Annotated in this window: 19 protein-coding genes and 1 pseudogene; 1 reads left to right on the top strand and 19 read right to left on the bottom strand. The window is 35.5% G+C overall.

Annotated elements, in window-relative coordinates:
- Positions 1–100: 100 nt before the first annotated feature.
- Entirely contained in the window at positions 101–499 is a 399-nt protein-coding gene (locus tag C1726_RS04520) for a VOC family protein (protein WP_102272077.1), read from the bottom strand.
- 28 nt (positions 500–527) lie between these two features.
- Positions 528–980 (bottom strand): NUDIX hydrolase, encoded by a 453-nt coding sequence (locus C1726_RS04525; RefSeq protein ID WP_102272078.1) that lies wholly within the window; start codon positions 978–980, stop codon positions 528–530.
- Between the two features lie 480 nt (positions 981–1,460).
- Between C1726_RS04525 and C1726_RS04530 the strand changes: the two genes are divergently transcribed.
- Entirely contained in the window at positions 1,461–2,522 is a 1,062-nt protein-coding gene (locus C1726_RS04530) for an undecaprenyldiphospho-muramoylpentapeptide beta-N-acetylglucosaminyltransferase (RefSeq protein ID WP_102272079.1), read from the top strand.
- A gap of 103 nt (positions 2,523–2,625) precedes the next feature.
- On the opposite strand, the gene C1726_RS04535 is transcribed toward C1726_RS04530, so the two are convergent.
- From C1726_RS04535 to C1726_RS04615, 17 genes and pseudogenes are all read right to left on the bottom strand, one after another.
- Positions 2,626–3,900: an MFS transporter gene (locus tag C1726_RS04535; protein ID WP_102272080.1), complete on the bottom strand. Its 1,275-nt coding sequence runs from the start codon at positions 3,898–3,900 to the stop codon at positions 2,626–2,628.
- A 116-nt stretch (positions 3,901–4,016) separates the two neighbouring features.
- Complete coding sequence (locus C1726_RS04540) at positions 4,017–5,381, bottom strand: DUF4179 domain-containing protein (protein ID WP_102272081.1); 1,365 nt, start codon at positions 5,379–5,381, stop codon at positions 4,017–4,019.
- The gene (locus C1726_RS04545) at positions 5,350–5,895 is read right to left on the bottom strand and encodes a sigma-70 family RNA polymerase sigma factor (protein ID WP_102272082.1); all 546 of its coding nucleotides are present in this window, start codon (positions 5,893–5,895) and stop codon (positions 5,350–5,352) included. The genes C1726_RS04540 and C1726_RS04545 overlap by 32 nt, the downstream gene beginning before the upstream one ends.
- 342 nt (positions 5,896–6,237) lie before the next feature.
- Positions 6,238–6,675 (bottom strand): hypothetical protein, encoded by a 438-nt coding sequence (locus C1726_RS04550; protein ID WP_180968093.1) that lies wholly within the window; start codon positions 6,673–6,675, stop codon positions 6,238–6,240.
- A 171-nt stretch (positions 6,676–6,846) separates the two neighbouring features.
- The gene (locus C1726_RS04555; protein ID WP_102272083.1) at positions 6,847–7,230 is read right to left on the bottom strand and encodes a hypothetical protein; all 384 of its coding nucleotides are present in this window, start codon (positions 7,228–7,230) and stop codon (positions 6,847–6,849) included.
- Between the two features lie 719 nt (positions 7,231–7,949).
- Positions 7,950–8,606 carry an HAD family hydrolase gene (locus C1726_RS04560; RefSeq protein ID WP_142385063.1) on the bottom strand — a complete coding sequence of 219 codons (657 nt, stop codon included), beginning with the start codon at positions 8,604–8,606 and terminating at the stop codon, positions 7,950–7,952.
- Between the two features lie 75 nt (positions 8,607–8,681).
- The gene (locus C1726_RS04565; RefSeq protein WP_102272085.1) at positions 8,682–9,275 is read right to left on the bottom strand and encodes a hypothetical protein; all 594 of its coding nucleotides are present in this window, start codon (positions 9,273–9,275) and stop codon (positions 8,682–8,684) included.
- Between the two features lie 79 nt (positions 9,276–9,354).
- Positions 9,355–10,320 carry a quinone oxidoreductase family protein gene (locus tag C1726_RS04570; RefSeq protein ID WP_102272086.1) on the bottom strand — a complete coding sequence of 322 codons (966 nt, stop codon included), beginning with the start codon at positions 10,318–10,320 and terminating at the stop codon, positions 9,355–9,357.
- A 223-nt stretch (positions 10,321–10,543) separates the two neighbouring features.
- Positions 10,544–10,978 carry an NUDIX hydrolase gene (locus C1726_RS04575; protein WP_102272087.1) on the bottom strand — a complete coding sequence of 145 codons (435 nt, stop codon included), beginning with the start codon at positions 10,976–10,978 and terminating at the stop codon, positions 10,544–10,546.
- Positions 10,979–11,016: 38 nt separating this feature from the next.
- Positions 11,017–11,292 (bottom strand): annotated as a pseudogene (locus C1726_RS04580) (DUF2441 domain-containing protein); the annotation flags it as partial.
- A gap of 112 nt (positions 11,293–11,404) precedes the next feature.
- Positions 11,405–12,235, bottom strand: a complete 831-nt coding sequence (locus C1726_RS04585; protein ID WP_102272362.1) for a GNAT family N-acetyltransferase — start codon at positions 12,233–12,235, stop codon at positions 11,405–11,407.
- Between the two features lie 71 nt (positions 12,236–12,306).
- Positions 12,307–12,768 (bottom strand): DinB family protein, encoded by a 462-nt coding sequence (locus tag C1726_RS04590; RefSeq protein WP_102272088.1) that lies wholly within the window; start codon positions 12,766–12,768, stop codon positions 12,307–12,309.
- A gap of 1,057 nt (positions 12,769–13,825) precedes the next feature.
- Positions 13,826–14,266: a CoxG family protein gene (locus C1726_RS04595; RefSeq protein ID WP_102272363.1), complete on the bottom strand. Its 441-nt coding sequence runs from the start codon at positions 14,264–14,266 to the stop codon at positions 13,826–13,828.
- Between the two features lie 250 nt (positions 14,267–14,516).
- Positions 14,517–16,586 (bottom strand): methyl-accepting chemotaxis protein, encoded by a 2,070-nt coding sequence (locus tag C1726_RS04600; protein ID WP_102272089.1) that lies wholly within the window; start codon positions 16,584–16,586, stop codon positions 14,517–14,519.
- A 317-nt stretch (positions 16,587–16,903) separates the two neighbouring features.
- Entirely contained in the window at positions 16,904–18,310 is a 1,407-nt protein-coding gene (locus C1726_RS04605) for a sensor histidine kinase (RefSeq protein WP_102272090.1), read from the bottom strand.
- A gap of 2 nt (positions 18,311–18,312) precedes the next feature.
- A complete protein-coding gene (locus tag C1726_RS04610) occupies positions 18,313–19,020 on the bottom strand; it encodes a response regulator transcription factor (RefSeq protein WP_180968094.1) in 708 nt (235 codons plus the stop codon).
- Positions 19,021–19,092: 72 nt separating this feature from the next.
- The gene (locus C1726_RS04615) at positions 19,093–19,455 is read right to left on the bottom strand and encodes a YxeA family protein (RefSeq protein ID WP_102272092.1); all 363 of its coding nucleotides are present in this window, start codon (positions 19,453–19,455) and stop codon (positions 19,093–19,095) included.
- Between the last annotated feature and the right edge of the window lie 106 nt (positions 19,456–19,561).

The raw sequence follows: 19,561 nt of genomic DNA on the forward strand, positions 1-19,561 counted from the left end.
ACACTAAACAAATAATTTCTTTTATAATCTGATTTAAAATAAAAATAAGCGCTGATTCTTATCAAAAGAAAGCGCTCATTTTTGCCAAACAATATCCATTTTACTTCGGAAGATTCAGCTGCCATGAAACACCGAACCGATCATTTAGCCAGCCAAATTTCTTACTGAAACCATAGTCACCAAGCGGCATAAGTGCTTGCCCATCTGACATGAGTTTCTCATAAAGATTGTCAAGCTCCTCTTCCGTATCACAAGTAACAAAAATTGAAAATGACGGAGTAAAGGAAAACGAATGTTTCAAATTACTGTCAATGCACATAAATTCCTGCCCTTTCAAGGAAAAAGTAGCCTGCATGACCGTTCCTTCATCCCCAGTTTCATTTGCCCCATAGCGAACAATACTTGTAATTTTTGAATCGTCAATGATTGATATGTAATAATTCATTGCTTCTTCTGCCTTGCCATCTTGAAACATTAAGAATGGTGTAACCTTTTCCACATGAATCGACTCCTGTCCTATGGGATTTTCATATAATTTGTTTATGAAATACATTCATTGGGTGAAAACTTTTATTAAGAAGGCAATTTGCTATTTGTTTTATTACATGAGGATTGCGAAGTTCATCATCTTTAAATTTCACTAAATCACTCACCTTCACCCAGTTATTGTCTATTATACCATCTTCGAGCTTGATCGATCCTCCAATAACCTCTCCTGTAAAATGGAACATGATAACTTGATCTTGAGAACTGCTGATAAAGTTATACACACCTGTTGTATTTGTCAGTTCCACATCGAGTCCCGTCTCTTCTTTCACTTCTCTTTTGGCTGCATGAAGGATGTCTTCTCCAAATTCAATCCGTCCACTTGGAAAATTCCATTTATTAATGATATTTGGTTGGTTTTCCTTAATAATGAAAACTTCTTCATCTTTGATTATAGAAACACTAGCAACTAAAACAATCGGATGATTAGCCATTTTTTCTCCTCTGTATGTTATTTATAGGCACTGTTAAAACTGAATGCTGCTTTTCCAGTGTTTGAAAAATAAACGGAAAAATTCCGTTTAAATTGAGAAATAGCGATATTTCCTTAAAAATAAGCGGAGTTTTTCCGCTTAAAGAATCCAAATCGGTGGATTTTGTCTTGTTTAGAGCAGTTAAGCGGAATATCTCCGCTTATATCTGCTTCTTAAGCTTCCTCTTAATACATTAGCCGGAAATTTTCCGCTTAAGGAATTCTCATACCTACGGAAAAATCATCAATGAATACTAGCAGAGCCTATTTATATTTAATGGTTATTTTAACTACTCTTTTCGCTTCCACATCTTCATTTTCCTTCCTCAAGAAACCAATACTTTACTTTCCATCCCTTTTTCAACAGCAAATCAGTTTTCACCTTATGTTGCATGACTTTATAAATTATAATGAAAGGAATAAACTCTTAGGCAGGTATAAAATGAATAAACAATCAATCGTATTTACTGGAGGCGGCTCTGCAGGGCATGTGACTCCCAATATCGCCATTTTGAATGAGCTTTCAAAAGAAGAGTGGGTGATCCATTATATAGGATCGAAAAAAGGAATAGAAAAAGAGCTAATTTCCTCCATGCATATTCCCTATTACGAAATTAGCAGCGGCAAGCTCCGCCGGTACATGGATGCAGAAAATGTGAAGGATCTATTTCGTGTATTAAAGGGGATGCTGGAAGCAAGAAAGCTTCTCAAAAAGCTAAAGCCTAAACTTGTTTTTTCAAAGGGAGGCTTTGTCTCTGTTCCAGTAATCCTTGCTGCCAGTTCACTAAACATACCAATATATATACATGAAAGTGATTTGACGCCAGGTTTAGCCAATAAAATTTCTCAGCGTTTTGCTGCAAAAATCTTTACATCCTTTGAAGAAGCAGCCAAGCATTTTCCAGCACATAAAACGGCTGCCATCGGATCTCCAATAAGGAGGGAGATTTTTTCAGGGGATAAGGAGAGTGGAAAACGGTTTCTTGGGTTTCAGAATGATAAGCCTATTTTAACTGTCATGGGGGGCAGCCTGGGGGCGAAAAAAATTAACGAAACAATCAGGGGATGCCTAAATGAGCTTACTTCCCAGTACCAAATTGTCCATCTATGCGGAAAAGGGCAGAAAGATGAAAGCTTAAATAACATGACAAATTACCGGCAATTTGAATACGTAAACAAAGAGCTCCCTGATATCCTTGCTGCAACAGACACTATCGTTACAAGAGGAGGATCAAACGCCCTTTTTGAATTTCTGGCTTTAAAAATCCCTATGTTAATTATCCCTCTGACTAAAAAACAAAGCAGAGGCGATCAAATTTTAAACGCAGAAGCCTTTACGAAAAAAGGATTCGCCCTGACATTAGATGAAGAAAAATTAACGAAACACAGACTCATTGAATCATTAGAAAACCTCGAAAAATATAGAGGAACAATCATTCATTCCATGAACATTTCACCTATGGGTGACGCGCTTTCCGTTTTGCTTAAAGAAATTCAAAAATAATCGTTTAGGCTACATGAAGGACTAGTATCAGTGCTGCTAGCCCTTCCATACCTTCCCTGCTTATTGTAACAAGGCTAATAATGCAATTTATCTTTGAACAGCTCTATTTTACTCTGCCTCTGCGATACCAAATGACAACAGGGATGAGAATTAAAGACAAAAGTCCCCCACTCAAAGATAATGTAGCAAAACTCGTATTAGCGACGACCATTCCCGAAAGGGCACCGCCGGAAGCTCCTGCTAATGCAATAAAAACATCAAGTGTTCCTTGCGTTTTGGCACGGGTAGAAGGCTCTGTCGAATCAACGATTTGTGCAGTCCCGCTAATTAAGCCAAAGTTCCATCCCAATCCAAGCAAAGAAAGAGCAATAACTAACAGAATCATTGAATCACTGGGTGCGAATGCTGCTAATAAACCAGCAAATAGCAATGTAATACCTGAGGCAATGCTCATCGCTGTTCGCCCCACCTTATCTGCTAAAATGCCTGTGATAAGCGAGGGAAGATACATAGCAGCTATATGAAAACCAATAACAATTCCAACCTCACCTAAACCGTGGCCGTGATGTTTCATATGTACAGGTGTCATCGTCATAATGGCAACCATTACAATTTGAGTAAGGACCATAACTGTGGCACCGACTATTAGACCTCTTTTATTCATTGTTTTATCAGCAGAATCCATTCTATATGTCTGCTCATGTTCCTGTTTATAGGCTGCGATCTTGTTAGCAATTTCTAATGGGTCGGGACGAAGCAAAATAAAAAGGACAAGGCCTGCTGAAATAAAAGCAGCAGCTGATAATATAAATGGACCTGCAAGTGATGGAACACCAATGAAACTAGCAAATTCACCCATCACTTCTACGAGGTTCGGACCTGCAACAGCCCCGAAGGTTGTCATAACCATCGTCGTACTAATAGCAGTTGCCCGTTGTTTGTTGCTTGCTAAATCCGTTCCAGCATAACGAGCTTGTAAATTTGTCGCAGTTCCTGCCCCATAGATTAGCAGAGAAGCGAATAATAAACCTACACTATTTAACATGGCTGCAATCACAACGCCAATGGCACCGAGTCCGCCTACAATAAAACCTGCTGATAAACCTGTACGGCGCCCATATCGTTGTGAAAGTTTCCCTACGATTAAAGCTGAACCTGCGGACCCTAAGGTTAGTAAAGCTACCGGCACTCCTGCGTAAGCATCAGTCCCAAGCATTTGCTGTGCCAATAATGCACCTACCGTAACCCCTGCAGCTAGCCCTGCTCCACCAAAAATCTGTGATAGACTGACAACGAACAACACACGTCTATACAAGCTCTTTAGTTTTTCTGGTGAATCTATATAACTCTCAATTTGATCTTGTGCTTTACTAGACATCTATAAACACCTTCTTCTGTTTATTCCCCCGCTTATGCGTGTGTGTTGTTAATTGCTGGCACTCTCTAAACCTATCTTCTAATGAATACGATTTTATTAATATCTACATTCCACATTTAATTTAATTCTATCTTAATCTTATCTAATTCAACAGGTATATTTGCACTTAAAGAGCCTAAGTTAACTCTTATTACATAATTGTTTAAGTGAAAACCATCAAGATGACGAATATCAAATGTGCTTCTAAATCTCAATTCATCTTTATCAATGGTTTTGACTGTGTGCTGGATAGGTTCCATATATTGTTCCTTTTCTGTTTCCTTAACTAAATTGACATCATTTCGAGCAAAATCCTTAAAGAAACCAAAGTTCCAATCCATTTCATCCCCGTTATTAACTTGAAAATCAACACTAACGCTTGTATCATCAACCGTTATCTCTTCAATAGCAGCAGCCAGATTCTGTCTAACTGCCTTCATTTCAACAGGTGTTGATGCATTCAGTGACACAAATTGATCTTGTTCAGTTATTGCTACTTTCGGGTGTACCTCTAAATACTTTGATTCCCCTTTTACCGACTGTGGAATAATACTTCTTCCTTTAACAATCATATAGCCGTTTGCCTCAATCGTTTTCAGGTCAATCCCGTCCATTGAGATGTTTAGTTCATCCCCTTTGTCATCATAGACTTGTAATCTCACTTGATCATGCTTTCCTTGTTTCGGAAAAGTGGCAGTATAGTTAATTGCGGTCGATGCTTGGCCAAAGAGAATGGAATCAAAATGAATTTTAACATCTGAAAATTCCTCACTGCTCTCTTTATCAATAGTAACTGTTTCATATGGCAGCTGGTCAATCGGAACATCAAACCTCCAGCTTCCCTCCTTCCCCCCAATTGTTTTGAATTCAAGTGGGAAGGTAGCTTCTGATGGTAATTCTGATTCAGGGTAACTTAATTGGATATGCCCAATATACCCATCAGCTTCCGGTTCCATATGAACAAGTTCTTTACTATCAGAAATTCCTCCATCCCCATCAAAAATCTCATAAAACCCAACCAGCTTCCCGCCTTCATTAGTGTTCACATCTCCTTTAACATGAAAAGTGACTCCAACAACCGCACCGTCATAATATGCGTTGGTCATAGTGACATCTATTCCTTTACTGCTAGCTGTTTTATTTAGTTCAGTAATTAATTCTTGCGATTGTAAGCTTCTGCCAATGGCATCGTTAAACGTTTCATATACCTTTCCAAGTAAAGGGACATCAGCCATAACATGAGACATGGAAGGAGAAATGAAACTGGAAGAAACTAAAATCGCAGCTGCTGCAGCTGTCGACCATACAGCTGTTTTTGTACTTTTTTTAGTTTTAGGTTCCTCAAAACTAGCCTGGATCATTCCATTTTGAATGGCTTTTAAAACATCCTCTTGTGGTACTTCAATCTTCTCATATACTTTTTGAAATGAGTTTTTCTCCATTATGGTTCATTCCTCCTAACATTTTTTTTAATCTTTCTTTTCCTCTGCTTAAATATGTTTTTACTGTATTTTCAGGGATGTTCATGATTTTAGCCACATCACTTATTGGGAGATCCTGAAAGTAAAAAAGAATAATTGCATTTTTATATTTTTCATTTAGCTGGTTAATTGCTTCCAATAAGTCAAGCCTCTCTGCTCCTGTTACTCCTCTATCAAACTCTCGTTCAATCAAATTGTCTATAGGGATCTCTTTCTTGCTCTTTCTCAAAACGTCAAAGGCACAATTTATTAGGATTCTAGTTAGCCAAGTCAAAAAGAAATGCTCATTTTTAAGTTGACTGATCGACAAAAAAGCTTTATAGGATGTCTCTTGAACAACATCGAGAGCATCTTCACGATTTCTAACATATACGTACGCCGTACGGTACAATTGATCACTATGTAGAATAAGAAGTTCCTGAAGACATTTTTTATTCCCCTTTATTGCCTTCTTAATGAGTTTAAGTTCATTCATTGTGTGCCCCCCTTTCGCCTATTAGAGTGAAACTCGTATAAATAAGTTTCAACTTTTTCATTCCCTTGAAAATTTTCCTCTAGGAAGACATGAAGCAGTGCTGGTTCGCATAAAAAAAGAGCGTCTTGTTTTGACGTCTCTCCTTGTTATATTAATCATATTGTTGATTTAACAGAAGGCTTCTTTTACTAAAACTGCCCTTTTAATCAAAAGGCGAAGTTTTTTTCATGATCCAATCTTTCAATTGCTTCAAAAATTCTTGAATATACCTCTTTTATGTTTTTCAGCATTTTTTTATCATTATATAATCCAAAATCCCAAGTTCAACGTCCTACCGACAAATTACTTCTTATTATACAGTTTAAACGACTCTTCATAGTCATCCCATTTTACATGAACTTGTATCATTTCATTTTCATTTACCTTTGCCCCATTTTTTGAACTTCCTGCACTTTTGAAAGTTTTTCCATTAGGAGGATGATCAAATTCTCTTGTATTGCTCCCGCTTCCAGCGGATGTTTCATAAGAGTATTCAAGTTTTTTCACCGACGACAAATCTTTTAGAGATCCTTTATACTTCAATACCAATTCATCATTATTTTCATTAGAGTATGTGCCCCTCCCGTTCTCTTCGCCCCATAACTCTGTTCCTTTAAATACATATTCAGCCTCCCAATATTCACCTTCTCCAATATATCTGTATTCATAGTGAATGATTTCTTCGTTCGAACAGGCATTTAATATGATCATTGCAAATAATACTGTCAAGATTCTTTTCAACCCAACTCCTCCTATCCACAATTCCGGATGAGTATCCATATATATATAGATTTATATTTGCGGAAGATTAGAAAATTGCCTCCCTTCCTCCACAATCTGGAACATAACATAAAGGAAGAGCACAATCCTGATTGCAGAACTGTGCCCAATTAATTGGATATTACCAAGAACTTAATTATAAGTATCCTGTCCAACGATAATTTTCCAACCTTTTTTTTGTTTTTGGATAGGAAAAGTGAATGTAGATAAGTCTCCACTATTGGCTAGTTCTACAGTTACCTCAAACTCCGTTTCACTCACTTTTTTAAGCTCGACTATTTTAGTATCAGTAATATCTTCGTCAATACTCGAATATTGCTTTTTTTGCTCCTCTTTATCTGGAAACCTTAGATCATCAGTGTATTTTACCATTGATGATTTATCCTTTGTTTCTAAAGCCTCTAAGTAATTATTTACAAGGTTTGCAACTTTTTCATCAGTAGTTAAAGTTGTTTCAGTCGAACAACCTGATAAAAGTATTAACAGCAAGGCGCCCAAAACAATAAACTTTTTCATTCTATCCCCCATTTCATGTGATCATATATGTAAAATTATACCATAAAAATTTAGAGAGAATTGTTATTTATTTGAAGTAAAAGGGGCTGCCCAATAAGTCTATTTTTAGACTATTGGACAGCCCCTTTTTTGTTTAATCACCAAAACACGTTAATTTCAAGCTGAACTTAATAAGTATCATTGGTTCCTGAAACTGTGTAAATTTAGTTTAAATTGTACTCAATAGGACCCATTGGTTCCTGAAACTGTGTAAGTTTAGTTAAAATTGTTCTCAATAGGGCTCTTTGGTTCCTGAAACTGTGTAAATTTAGTTTAAACTGTACTCAATAGAGCCTATTGGTTCCCGTAACTGTGTAAATTTTGTTTAAATTGTACTCAATAGGGCTTATTGGTTCCTGAAACTGCGTAAATTTAGAATAAACTGTACTCAATAGAGCCTATTGGTTCCCGAAACTGTATAAATCTTGTTTAAATTGTACTCAATAGGGCTCTTTGGTTCCCGTAACTGTGTAAGTTTAGTTAAAATTGTACTCAATAGGGCTTTTTGGTTTCCGTAACTGTGTAAATCTTGATTAAACTGTTCTCAATAGGACCCATTGGTTCCCATAATTTTAGTTAAGCGACAACACAAATAGAGATTATTCGAAGGTACATCAGGTTTTTCAGTTTTAACTCATTTCAAAAATATTAGGAAGGAAACCAGCTTCTATTTATGTTTATTATGAAAAATAGCTTGATAGTCTATCAAGAGAATGGATCTCGGCATATGGTTTTATTTCGGTATGATTCTGGATTCTATGAGGATTGAACCATATGCCCTTTATATTTGCATTTTGACAGCCGCCAATATCCTTTTCTAAGTCATCTCCAACGAATAATGTGTCTTCCGGCTGCACATTAAGCTTATTTAATGCTAATTCAAATATGCGTTTGTCAGGTTTACTAAACCCCGCTTCTTCAGAAATAATGATTAGATCAAAACAACTATTTAAATGAGTGTGAATGATCTTTGCCTTTTGTCGCTGAGTGGAGCCGTTTGTTATAATTCCAACTTTCACTTGCATCTTTATAGTGTTTACAATATTTATCGTATGTTGGTTGATAGAAAAACATTGAGGAAAATGGTTATTCCAAAAAGCTTGAATGTCATTGCGTGGCAGTCTATATTTTGGCGGAAATTTATCAAAAAATGATTCTATAACTTTGCTTTTATCACTATTGCCATAGCTTTTATTATCATATTCTTTAAATTTCTGCAGCATTTCGTTTTTTACTGAATGGTTCACATCCTCATAACACTTTTCTAAAAGAAGTAAAAACAGGTTATCTACTGCCTTATCTCTATTAAGCAAGGTATCATCTAAATCAAATAGCATTGCTTTATAATCTCTCACATCATTTCACTGCCTTTCCCACATGATATAAACAATCCCTCGTTCGCACAATAAGATTTAGTCATTGAACATCTTACCAATATTATTAAGTTCTATCTTTTCTTCTTCTTTTCGATTATCTTTATATTTATTTTCATCAATTAGCTTTAACCGTCCATTTTGAAAGAAAGATAACAATCGCTTTGCTTCATTTATAATCTTAGGGTTAATCATATTTAGTATTTCTCTTTTACTGTCAAATTCATCTTTATCCCATTTATCTCTTTGCTGTATTTTAGGTACAGCATCAATCCCAGTAATATATGTAAGCCCCAAAAATCGAAGAAATGAATATCCATTGCAATAATCATCATATAATTGCTCTAATATCTCTACCACATCACCTTTTTCATATATGATGTTTTCCAAAAGTGAAATAATCCGTGTCTGTTCGAATTCACCAAACGGAATTTTCATCGCAATACGTTTCTCTAATTCATTTTTTATATACTTATTTCTATAATCTAAATCAAGTAAGTTAAAGTAGAAGTCATTGCCATAAACATTTTCAATTTCTTGTGTTTTATAAAGCCATTCTTCAAATTCTGAGATGCTGATATGCCCTTTATAAATGTTATAAAACTGTTTTTGAATGTCCTCTTTCCTATTCAATATCTTGCTTCACCTCCTCTAATTCATCTATTACCACCTCTAATGTTTTTTCATAAATTTGCACCTAAGCGATTATTCTTTAAACTTTAATCAAAACCTTCCCTTCATAATTGCGGCTTTCAATTAATTTATGCGCTTCTGCTGCCTCTTTTAAATGGAATACTTGTGCTATCGGAAGGGTCACTTGCTTTGAATCGAATAGTTCTATTACTTTTTCTGCAACAGGGGCTAATCGTCCTGGATTATGTTTTCTCATTGTTCCTAAACTAAAACCTTTAATATTTCTGCAGCTGCTATGTACATCACTCGTTTTAAAGGTACCAGCCTTCCCACTGCTATTTCCAAATTGAACAAGCGTGCCATATAAAGCTAAGCACTCAATACTCTTGCTAGTAACATCACCAGCGACCGAATCAAAGATAACATTTGCCCCTTGATTATTTGTCTCCTTTAAGACTTGCTCTGTAAATGTTTCATAGGTGCATACAGCATCAGCCCCTAATTTTCTCACATAATTTGCTTTATCTAAACTTCCGACAGTTCCAATAATTTTTTGTACGCCTGCTAATTTTGCTAATTGGACAAGCATTGAACCCACTCCGCCAGCTGCGCTATGTATAACAATGGCATCTGTTTTTTGTACTTGGCCAATTTCATGCAGAAGCATATACGATAAAATCGATACAGTTGGCATGGAGGATGCCTGTTCAAACGATAGACTATCTGGAATTTTAAAGACTAATTGTTCATTCGCAACTACATATTCCGCATATGAACCACCTTTCGGAAAAGCGATGACCCGATCTCCTTTGGAAAAAGAGGAATGAGCTGAAACTTCTTCTATTGTCCCTGCAACATCCAAGCCTAAGATGAATGGAAAATCCCCTTTTCCTTTATTCCCTAGGCGCTGTTTTATATCTGCATAATTTACACTCGTATACGCTGTTTTTATTAGAACTTCATTTTCTGCTATTTTCGGCATGTCAATATCAGTGTATAAAAGTACATTTGCATCACCAAACTCATTTTGGATTACAGCTTTCATTTTCTATATCCGCTCCCTATTGTTTTATAAAATTTTACCATTCCGACTGTCATTATAAAATTCAATGAATTCTATTAAATTTAATAAGTTTTTCTTATGTATTTTTTCTTTGCCCTTATGTTATCTTGCAGTTTAAAAGTAAAAAGGCACTATCTTTTTTTTTCAAGGATAGCATCCTTTAGCTGAATATAAATGGCATAACTGTCTAAAGCACCTATTAGCTTCATTGCATATCTTCATAATCTCGAATAAAAACAAGTGTCTTTTCAAATAGTTTTGGTTGAATTTCTGAATAAGTAAGGCTATTAGGAAGACTATCAAATAGTTTTACTTCATTAATTTCTGAAACTGGCAATAGCCCCATCTTCTTTATCCTCCCAAAATATAGCCTTCCAAAAGTTCTAGAAACAGAATCCTCCATTGAATAGTCGCAAATTGGGATTAAATCAACTTCTATGCAACCAGTTTCTTCAAATAACTCTCTTCTTGCTGTCTCCTCGATTGTTTCTCCCTGTTCCCTATGACCACCCGCTATTTCCCACGTTTTTCTTTCTTTATGTCTGACATAAACCCACTTCCCCTTATACATAGCACTAATTACTGCAAATTCTAATTTTTTTTCATCCACAGAATCTAAATAATAAAATTCGATTTTCATATTGTCACCTAAAATCTTTTGGAATAAAGTTCAATAAATTAAGATGAAAAATCTTCAATAATTTCAACTACATCAATTTTTCCGTTTATCAAAAGCTCCGGTAGCTCATTTTTCACATTATCCTTCCAATATTCTCTCGCTTGTTCAATTTTTTGAGAGAAAGAAATTCCATCTTCTTTTGGTAAAAGGTTTCCATCCCCCTCAAAATAAGCGCCCTTAACTCGCAGTTTAACAATCTGTAAAACTTTACAATTATATGAATCAAATAATTCTTTCCATTTCAAGGCATCCTCATAGCTTTTCGACTTCCACATATTTCTTAAAAAAACCTGCTTACTTAATTGAAAATGAAAAAAGCGATCTCCCTTTTTGAAGGATCGCGACTGACATAGTCAAATCAAGGTTCATCAACCTATAATTGACTAATTATTCGAGTGAAAATTCATATCCAACATAGTTAAAGATATTTCTGAACCCTATATTCTCTGCAACTGCAACAGAGGGCTTGTTCACTTCCATACAATCCCAATACGGAACCATATTGTTCTCTAAACATTCTTTAACAAAACGATGTGCTGCCCTTTGAGCTAATTTTTTCCCCTGATGAGGCTCTAATGTTTCAATATCTATGCAATGTACATTTCCAGCCACAAAACCTGAAAAACAAACACTAACAATTTCATTCCTGTAAACAATACAATAACCTATACCATTATTAAAGAAACTCTCAGGTGAGGACCAATACGCTGCTATTTTTGATTGTAAAAATTCAATGTTTTTTATTGAGTTATTACTATTTTCAAAGAGAGTATGACAAATTTTTATAACCTTATATTCTCGTTCAATTACAGGTTCATCATTCCCTTTATAATCATCCTTCCGTAAGGTATAAACCCTTTGATTCCAACGCCCTAATTTTCGATGTTCAAAAACTTTTTCAATCTTGTTATTCCATTTTTCGTGATTGCCAACTCCTTCAAACCATTTTAGCTGAACCTTTTTTGCTTCTGGTATGATGACATTGTTAATAAAATCGTTTAACTCATTATTAAATTCCTCATTTTGCTCACTTCCAAAAAATATAAATCCATCATTATTTCCTAACCAAATTAGCCCAGATGCAGGATTATTGATATCATCGACAAAGATACGACCCGGATTTATATTTTCAACAATAGCAATTGCTTCTGCTTGCCCATGTTCATTTAACAATTTTCTACATTTACTAAATTCAGTTTTGTCCAATTCTGTTATCATAAAAAATCCCATACCTCTTTCAACTCGTACTCAACAAACTAAAGTTATTATTGATTAAATTTTCTGTTATTTTAAGATAAACACTTTTTAATATCGATAATGGCTTGTAAATGCATTCCTTCATGGATGATCGTTCGTATTAACACCTGCTCGATTGTTCGCATCCCCATTTCTGTAGGCGGATACTCTTCTTCTAATACATGACCATAGGTCTTCATTAATTTTGCCGGTTGTTCTTTCAGCAATTTTTTTAGCTCTATATAAGAGGGGGTTTCTGCTGAAAAGTGAGCCGGCGTTGTTCCAAAACCAAACCAGCTGCGGAAGCTATCTGGGACCTCTGTTTTCTTCTTCGTTAAAGCCTCAATCCATAAGTATTGATCCAGATAAATATGCCCCATATTCCATCTAATATTATTCTTGAAATTATTTGGGATTATTTCCGCTGCTTCCGCACTTATATCGTTCAAACAATGTAGAATCTCTTCTCGGTAAGCGTCTAATTGGTTGAACAGAATGATGTGACGTTCTTTCATCTTTTATCTCCTTTCGGCAAAACTATTTTTATCAATAGAGTTATTATTCGTTTAATAACGTATTTTTCCTTGTTAAAAAATCACTTTTCTAAGAATGCCTTATAAGAATACTCCACCAAATGTAATAAATACAAAATTAATAAGTACCCGATAACCTTTATCTCATTCCTTTTATATAAGTAAGCAAATCCTCGTTTGACAAACGAAACTAAAATAAGCGGAGTTTTTCCGGTTATATGCGGAAAGATGCCCGTTTTTGGGGAAATAAGCGGAGTTTTTCCGGTTATTTTAATAAAAAGCTCTCATTTTCATGTTTTATACGTCAATAGGCGGAAATTATCCGTCTATTTAAGCTATTTTCCATTCTATTTACTAATTAGGCGGAATTTCTCCGTCTATTTACGCTATTTTCCATTCTATTTACTAATTAAGCGGAATTTCTCCGTCTATTTATGCTATTTTCCATTCTATTTACTAATTAAGCGGAATTTCTCCGTCTATTTATGCAATTTTCCATTCTATTTACTAATTAAGCGGAATTTCTCCGTTTATTTTTGCAATTCCCCATTCTTATTTACGCTATTTTCCAATCTATTTGCTAATTAAGAGGAATTTCTCCGTCTATTTTAAAGACCGGCTACTTATCTAAACCCTTATTACAGAAATACGTCCGATTGCGTAACAAAAATCCATATATAACCGAAAGAAAAAGGAACGATTGTTAGCCCCTTTTCCGATATTACTTTATAAAATTACGTTTTCAATTCCTTTAATCATGTCATAAGCAATTATAAAAACAAAGAAAAGAACATTTAGTTAGACTCTTCACATTTGATAATGAATCATATCCTGATCCTCTCTGTTCTGCCCTTGTCTCCATTAAATGATCCTTTCGTGAAATATAGAAAAAGAGGCCATCCATTTTTGGATAGCCCCTTTTTCGCTAATTATAATATTTCTAAAAAAGATCATTACTTACAATGGTCACCTCAGAATGTTACCATTTATACTTTTGATAAGACATCTTCAAAATGAGTCGGATTCCACTCTTTGAAAACTATGAGAATACGGCAATTTTACGTGCAATAGATTCTGTTAAACGAGAGGCTACCTTTGGAACAGCCCATTTAATAATTGGTGTTAACACCGCACCTGATATTCCACCTGCATGGACGTTCACCGTACAAGTCATCGTTGTTTTCCCATTCGCTTCTTCTGCAGTAAAGTGACCGCTTCCTGTAAAATTATCTGATAAACCTTTTAGTTCAAACTTAATATTGGAAGGTTCATTCCATTCGGTAATATCTACTTGCGCTTTTATTGTTTTTCTAATCCCTTTTACACTGCCTTCAAATGTCCAAATCGATTGCTTGTCATTAATGATTTCATGTTCTTTATAGGCAGGAACTGTCGTTGCCCATTTTTCAAGATCACTGACATAGTCCCAAACTGTTTGTACATCTACTGGAATTTCTACTGTATGTGTTCCCGTTGCCATTCTGATTCCCACTTTCACTATGTATGAATTGTAAATTTGCATTCCTACAAAATTATTATGACATAAAAATAGGAAACTCACATCAATTATACATAACTTTCCTATCCCATGATTATTTGTAAAACCAAAACTTGTATCTCCATACTTAAAGCAGTACCCATTATTCATTGATAAGAACTTCCTGAAATGAGTAATCATTACTAAAAAAAGGCAAGAACTCTAAAAGGTTCCTGCCTGCTCATATTTCATCCTACTTATTATCCTGTTTCTTAATCTGAAAAAAGTTCATTTTATTTCTCATTTCATTGGTCATTTCTCCTAAACTAATGGCTGAGGCAGTAACTTCTTCTGTCGAAGCAGACATTTCCTCTGCTGACGCCGAAATTTCCTGTGCGGATGCAGCTACATCCTCTGCAATTGCTCCGGTTTGATCTAAGTCTTGAACAATTCGATCTTTTTCTTTTTGAATCTCTGCAGAGGATTCTTTGGTTTCCTTTATTTTAGGAGAAATACGCTCAATCGCCTGAATGATTTCCTCAAAGGATTGAATGGTCGTATCTAACTGCTCTCTCTGTAATCGAATATCATTATTTACCTCTTCTGTAGAAGCAACCATTTTACCGGTGTCTTGCGAGACTCCTTTAATGATGGAATCAATTTTCCCAGAAGATTCTTTGCTTTTTTCTGCTAAGTTCCTTATTTCATTTGCAACAACCGCAAAGCCTTTTCCCGATTCTCCAGCTCTAGCTGCTTCTATGGCAGCATTTAATGCCAGTAAGTTCGTTTGGTCAGAAATGGAATTAATGATTTCTGTCATCTCATTCACATTGCGAATATTTACTTCGACCGACTTGACTCGTTCGATTAATTCCATAAACGTATGGTTCAGTGATTCAAATGATTTAATCATCTTAGTCATTTCTTGATTACTCTCATTAGCCATCATCAAAATGGAGCTTGCTGAAGTATCCACTTCATTAATCGATCGATTCATGACATCCAAGCTTGTTCCAAATTGATTGATTCTTTTATTTACACTTGCTAATTTCTCATGCTGCATTGTTGCTCCTTCAGCAACAGTCGTAATAGCTGCTGCTACATTTTCCGAAGTAGCACTCATCTGCTGAGAGAAGAAAGATAAGTTTTGAGCATGGTCATCAATACTTAAGGCATTCGCTTGAAAGCTATTAATAACATCTGTTAAGTTATTTTGCATCGTGTTAAGAGATCTTCCAATATCCCCTAGCTCGTCTTTTCTTGCTAAGTCATTCTCTCCAAATTCGTTTACTAAACCACCATCAGCTACAACTTCTGCAATTCTGCTATATTTCTTAGCTGTTTTCCCCATACGGTTTGAATAAACAACAATGACCGCAGTGACAATCACAATCGAAACGATACTAGATAAAACAAAAATACGTAACAAGTCATTTAAACTAGCAAATAAATTGGTTTCACTTACACTTATACCGATCTTCCAGTTAGTATGAGGAATAGTAGAAAAATAGAAAATATATTTTTCATTATCTATTGTATATTCTGTTTTTCCAACCTCATTCTCCAACATGTTTTCAGCTGCTGTAACCAAAGAGGAATTTTTATCATCCAATATGTTTTCCTTTGTTAAACGATCTTCATCTACACCACCGAGAAGAACACCATCACTTTGTACCAATAAAGCTTTTCCGTCATAATCAATTTTCGTTTCAGTAATTAATTTTTGAATACTGCTTATATCAACATCCACTGTAACGACACCCATTAAGCCATCGTTTTGTTTTTTGATCGGATAAGCAGCAGTTACCATTGAAACATTGGTAGACGGGTCAGCATAAGCCTTTGTCCACCCTCCGTCCGGTTGAGAACCCACTTTATACCACTCTGTTGCCCATATATCTAGATCTCCTATTGTATACGAATCATCAACGGAAACCTTCTCACCCTCTCTAAAAGCATAAGGTGCATATTTTTCTTTTCCTTTAAAAGCAGATGGTTCAAACCAAACGCCCATTCCAAATGTTTCATTGTACATTGGGATATAGTTCTGCAGTAAATCATTATAATTACTTTCCGATAGCAAATTAGAATTTACTTCAATAGTTTTTGCCAAGCTTTGGGCAAGCCCATTTTCCTTTTCTAATATCGTGTTAATTTCCTGAGATGCTTCTCGAAGCTTCGTATTCATTGCATAATCTAATTGCTTCGTAATAATTTGTCTTGAAAATGTGTACCCAATAGTAGATATGACTACCAGAGCGATGATAATGATAGGAATAATAAACGAGATCAACGATGTAGCAATACTCTTCTTACGATGCATAATTCTCCCCTATTTACGATTATTTTTAGATTTCTATATGCATTCTATCGTCTGTGCGAATCGTTTTATTAAGTGATCCTGCTAAACATCTCTTCGGTAATTGTTGGTAATAAAGTATCTTTAAAATAGTAAAGATACAATGCTCCCCGTTTGGTGATTGTTAAGTATCACTAGCCATTTCAATGATTCCTGAATAAATGAGTTTCTAATTCTTTTCACAAAGAAAAAGAGCGTAATTCTTACTGCCGAATTGCGCCCATAACTGAATAACTGCCAATAAGATTCACTTTGTAAATAAGCACATGCATTTTCATCCATCATATTTGAATTTCAATTGATGTTCCGCAGCCTATTTCACTTTGAATGGTAATTTGACCGTCGTGGGCTTTAATAATGTCATGTGCAATGGCCATGCCTAGCCCTGAACCCTTATGGGCAGCTCCCGTATTTGTCCCTCGATAATACCGATCAAAAATCCGCTCAAGCTCCTTCTCCTTAATCCCCTTTCCATCATCTTTGATCAAAATATGTGTCTGTTCTTTCATTTCAATGCTTACTTCTACCTTTACTTGATCATTGTTATGAACAATCGCATTTAAAATTAAATTATTGATTGCCCGCCGGAAAAGAATTTCATCCACTTCTGCCATGATGTTCTCCTCGTTCACATGGAACTGTATATCTCGGTTGGCATATTTCGGATCATTCAATAGATCAATCACAATCTTTCGCAGCAAAGCGACAATATTTACTTCTTTTTTATTTAATGTGAGTTCTTTATTTTTTAACCTGGTTGATAAATTTAAATCTTCCATGACTTCTTTAATATAAAGGGACTTTGCTTCTATAATTCCTGCATATTCCCTTACTTCTTCCGGTGAAAAGTCATACTCTGGATCTTTGATCATTTCCGCATAACCTTGTATCGAAGACAGCGGCGTTTTTATGTCGTGAGAAATGTTGGCAATCCATTCCTCCTTCATCAAATCTAACTTTTTTCTTTCTTTTTCACTGAGCTTTAATTGATCGGCTAAATGATTTAAATTATAGAATACATTTTTATATAAACCTCTTGATTCCGTATGGTGATTAAATTCATGATTGGCCAATTTTTTAATGCCATCAATTAGCGTATGTAATGGCTGGGTCAGCCTTTTGCTAAAAAGGTAGCCAATCAATAGCGCGATTAAGATGTCTATTAGTAAAATAACCATCCCTATTTTAAAGACTCTAATAATATCCTGAATATTGTAGGAGATAAATTGCCGTTCTATATTCCGATTTTCAATTCCAATCAAATAGCTATACCGACGGTCGTTTTGTTCCTTTTCCCCAACATAAACAACCGTCTTTTCATCAACTTCTTTATACTTATACATTTGAACAATTTCTGCTGGGATGTATTTTTGCTTCCTATTTACAGGGGCCCCGAAGCTGTATACCTCTTTGCCATTTTCATCTAAAATTTGAATCCAGGCATTCTTTTTAGCTAACTTTTTTTGTCCTGTTTCTGAAATAGCTACATTTTGATCCAATGTGATCATTTCTTGTTGAAAATTTCTCGTGAATTGTTCCGGAGATATTTCTCGGTTTTGAAAAATCGGGACATCAAAAGCGATTTGTGCCGTAAGCAGTGCGATCCCAAGGATGAGATTGATGAAAATAATTAGAACAACAACCAAAACAATAGATAATAAATACCTTCCCGTCAGCCTCCACTTCATCCCTACGCTTCCTCTATAACGAGCTTATACCCTAAGCCTTTTACTGTTATCAGATATTGAGGATGAGAAGGCTGGTCTTCGATTCTTTCTCGAAGTCTGCGGATATGAACCATGACTGTATTATCCATGCCGAAGAAGTCTTCTCCCCAGACTGAATCGTAAAGCTGTTCTTTACTAATTACCTTGTTCTTGTTTTGGAGAAAAACCTTCATTAGCCCTAGTTCCTTTGGCTTCAACTGAATGACTTGCCCATTCTTTGTCAGCTGTGCCTTTTCCTCGTTTAATTCAAACGGTCCTGCCTGAATTTTTGTCTCCTTCTGCGGTTCAGTCTGCATGTATTCTGCCCGGCGCAAATGGGCTTTTACCCGATAAGCAACCTCTTTGGGGCTAAATGGCTTCGTAATGTAATCATCGCCTCCGATTGCAAATCCCAAGATCTTATCAATTTCCTCGTTTTTTGCTGATAAAAATAAAATAGGCACCTTGGAAATATTTCTGATTTGTTTGCAGACATCATAGCCTTCCCCATCCGGCAGCATAATATCTAGCAGCACAATGTCTGGCTGATAGGCTTGAAATTGCTGAAACCCATCTTTAGCAGTAGCTGCAGTGGCCACATGATCGATTCCTTCTTTATTTAACACCGTTTTGATCAGCCGTAGAATATCTTCTTCATCATCTATAATTAAAACCTTCTTGTTATTTGACAAAATACATGCCTCCTTGCTTTCCTATTACATTATAGTAAAAAGGAATCCCTTTTCAAAAGGATTCCTTCATTCTTACTTCGATAACTTCTCACTTGCTTTTTTAGGAAGTTCTTCCTTTTTCACTTCCTGATAGGAGGTGACCCCTTTACTATCTTTTACAAATAAAGATAAATACGCATTTTCCCGAAGCTGTTTTTGAGCAGTAAAGGTCAATGTCTTTTTTCGACCATCTTTATCAAATGCTGAAAGTTTATATTCATAGGCTACATACTTTTGTCCATTATCACTTTTATCTTCTAGCTTCTTTCCTTGGCCAATAATTTGAGTATAATATTCATCGGCCCCTAGTCTATTAAAGTTTACATTTTGAAGAATAACTAATCCGCCAACTAAAAATACTGCGATCGCTGCAATAAATCCGATAAATTTTTTCATTATTTTCTCCTCTTTTCGAAAACTTTGTTGCTTTTAACATAATTGGGTAGAAGTTGATTTGCGCTCCAGGTTGCTCGCTTTCCGCGGGGTGGGCGCTGAGCCTCCT

Source organism: Cytobacillus massiliigabonensis (genome assembly GCF_900199725.1).
In the GTDB taxonomy this organism is placed as follows: Bacteria; Bacillota; Bacilli; order Bacillales; family Cytobacillaceae; genus Cytobacillus; species Cytobacillus massiliigabonensis.

What these genes read in the sequence shown, in the direction of transcription:
- C1726_RS04530 (WP_102272079.1), top strand. Translation starts at nt 1,461, where the DNA reads ATGAATAAACAATCAATCGTATTTACTGGAGGCGGCTCTGCAGGGCAT.
- C1726_RS04525 (WP_102272078.1), bottom strand. Translation starts at nt 980, where the DNA reads ATGGCTAATCATCCGATTGTTTTAGTTGCTAGTGTTTCTATAATCAAA.
- C1726_RS04555 (WP_102272083.1), bottom strand. Translation starts at nt 7,230, where the DNA reads ATGAAAAAGTTTATTGTTTTGGGCGCCTTGCTGTTAATACTTTTATCA.
- C1726_RS04600 (WP_102272089.1), bottom strand. Translation starts at nt 16,586, where the DNA reads ATGCATCGTAAGAAGAGTATTGCTACATCGTTGATCTCGTTTATTATT.
- C1726_RS04585 (WP_102272362.1), bottom strand. Translation starts at nt 12,235, where the DNA reads ATGATAACAGAATTGGACAAAACTGAATTTAGTAAATGTAGAAAATTG.
- C1726_RS04605 (WP_102272090.1), bottom strand. Translation starts at nt 18,310, where the DNA reads ATGAAGTGGAGGCTGACGGGAAGGTATTTATTATCTATTGTTTTGGTT.
- C1726_RS04575 (WP_102272087.1), bottom strand. Translation starts at nt 10,978, where the DNA reads ATGAAAATCGAATTTTATTATTTAGATTCTGTGGATGAAAAAAAATTA.
- C1726_RS04540 (WP_102272081.1), bottom strand. Translation starts at nt 5,381, where the DNA reads ATGGAGAAAAACTCATTTCAAAAAGTATATGAGAAGATTGAAGTACCA.
- C1726_RS04590 (WP_102272088.1), bottom strand. Translation starts at nt 12,768, where the DNA reads ATGAAAGAACGTCACATCATTCTGTTCAACCAATTAGACGCTTACCGA.
- C1726_RS04560 (WP_142385063.1), bottom strand. Translation starts at nt 8,606, where the DNA reads ATGCTATTTGATTTAGATGATACCTTGCTTAATAGAGATAAGGCAGTA.
- C1726_RS04615 (WP_102272092.1), bottom strand. Translation starts at nt 19,455, where the DNA reads ATGAAAAAATTTATCGGATTTATTGCAGCGATCGCAGTATTTTTAGTT.
- C1726_RS04570 (WP_102272086.1), bottom strand. Translation starts at nt 10,320, where the DNA reads ATGAAAGCTGTAATCCAAAATGAGTTTGGTGATGCAAATGTACTTTTA.
- C1726_RS04535 (WP_102272080.1), bottom strand. Translation starts at nt 3,900, where the DNA reads ATGTCTAGTAAAGCACAAGATCAAATTGAGAGTTATATAGATTCACCA.
- C1726_RS04595 (WP_102272363.1), bottom strand. Translation starts at nt 14,266, where the DNA reads ATGGCAACGGGAACACATACAGTAGAAATTCCAGTAGATGTACAAACA.
- C1726_RS04545 (WP_102272082.1), bottom strand. Translation starts at nt 5,895, where the DNA reads ATGAATGAACTTAAACTCATTAAGAAGGCAATAAAGGGGAATAAAAAA.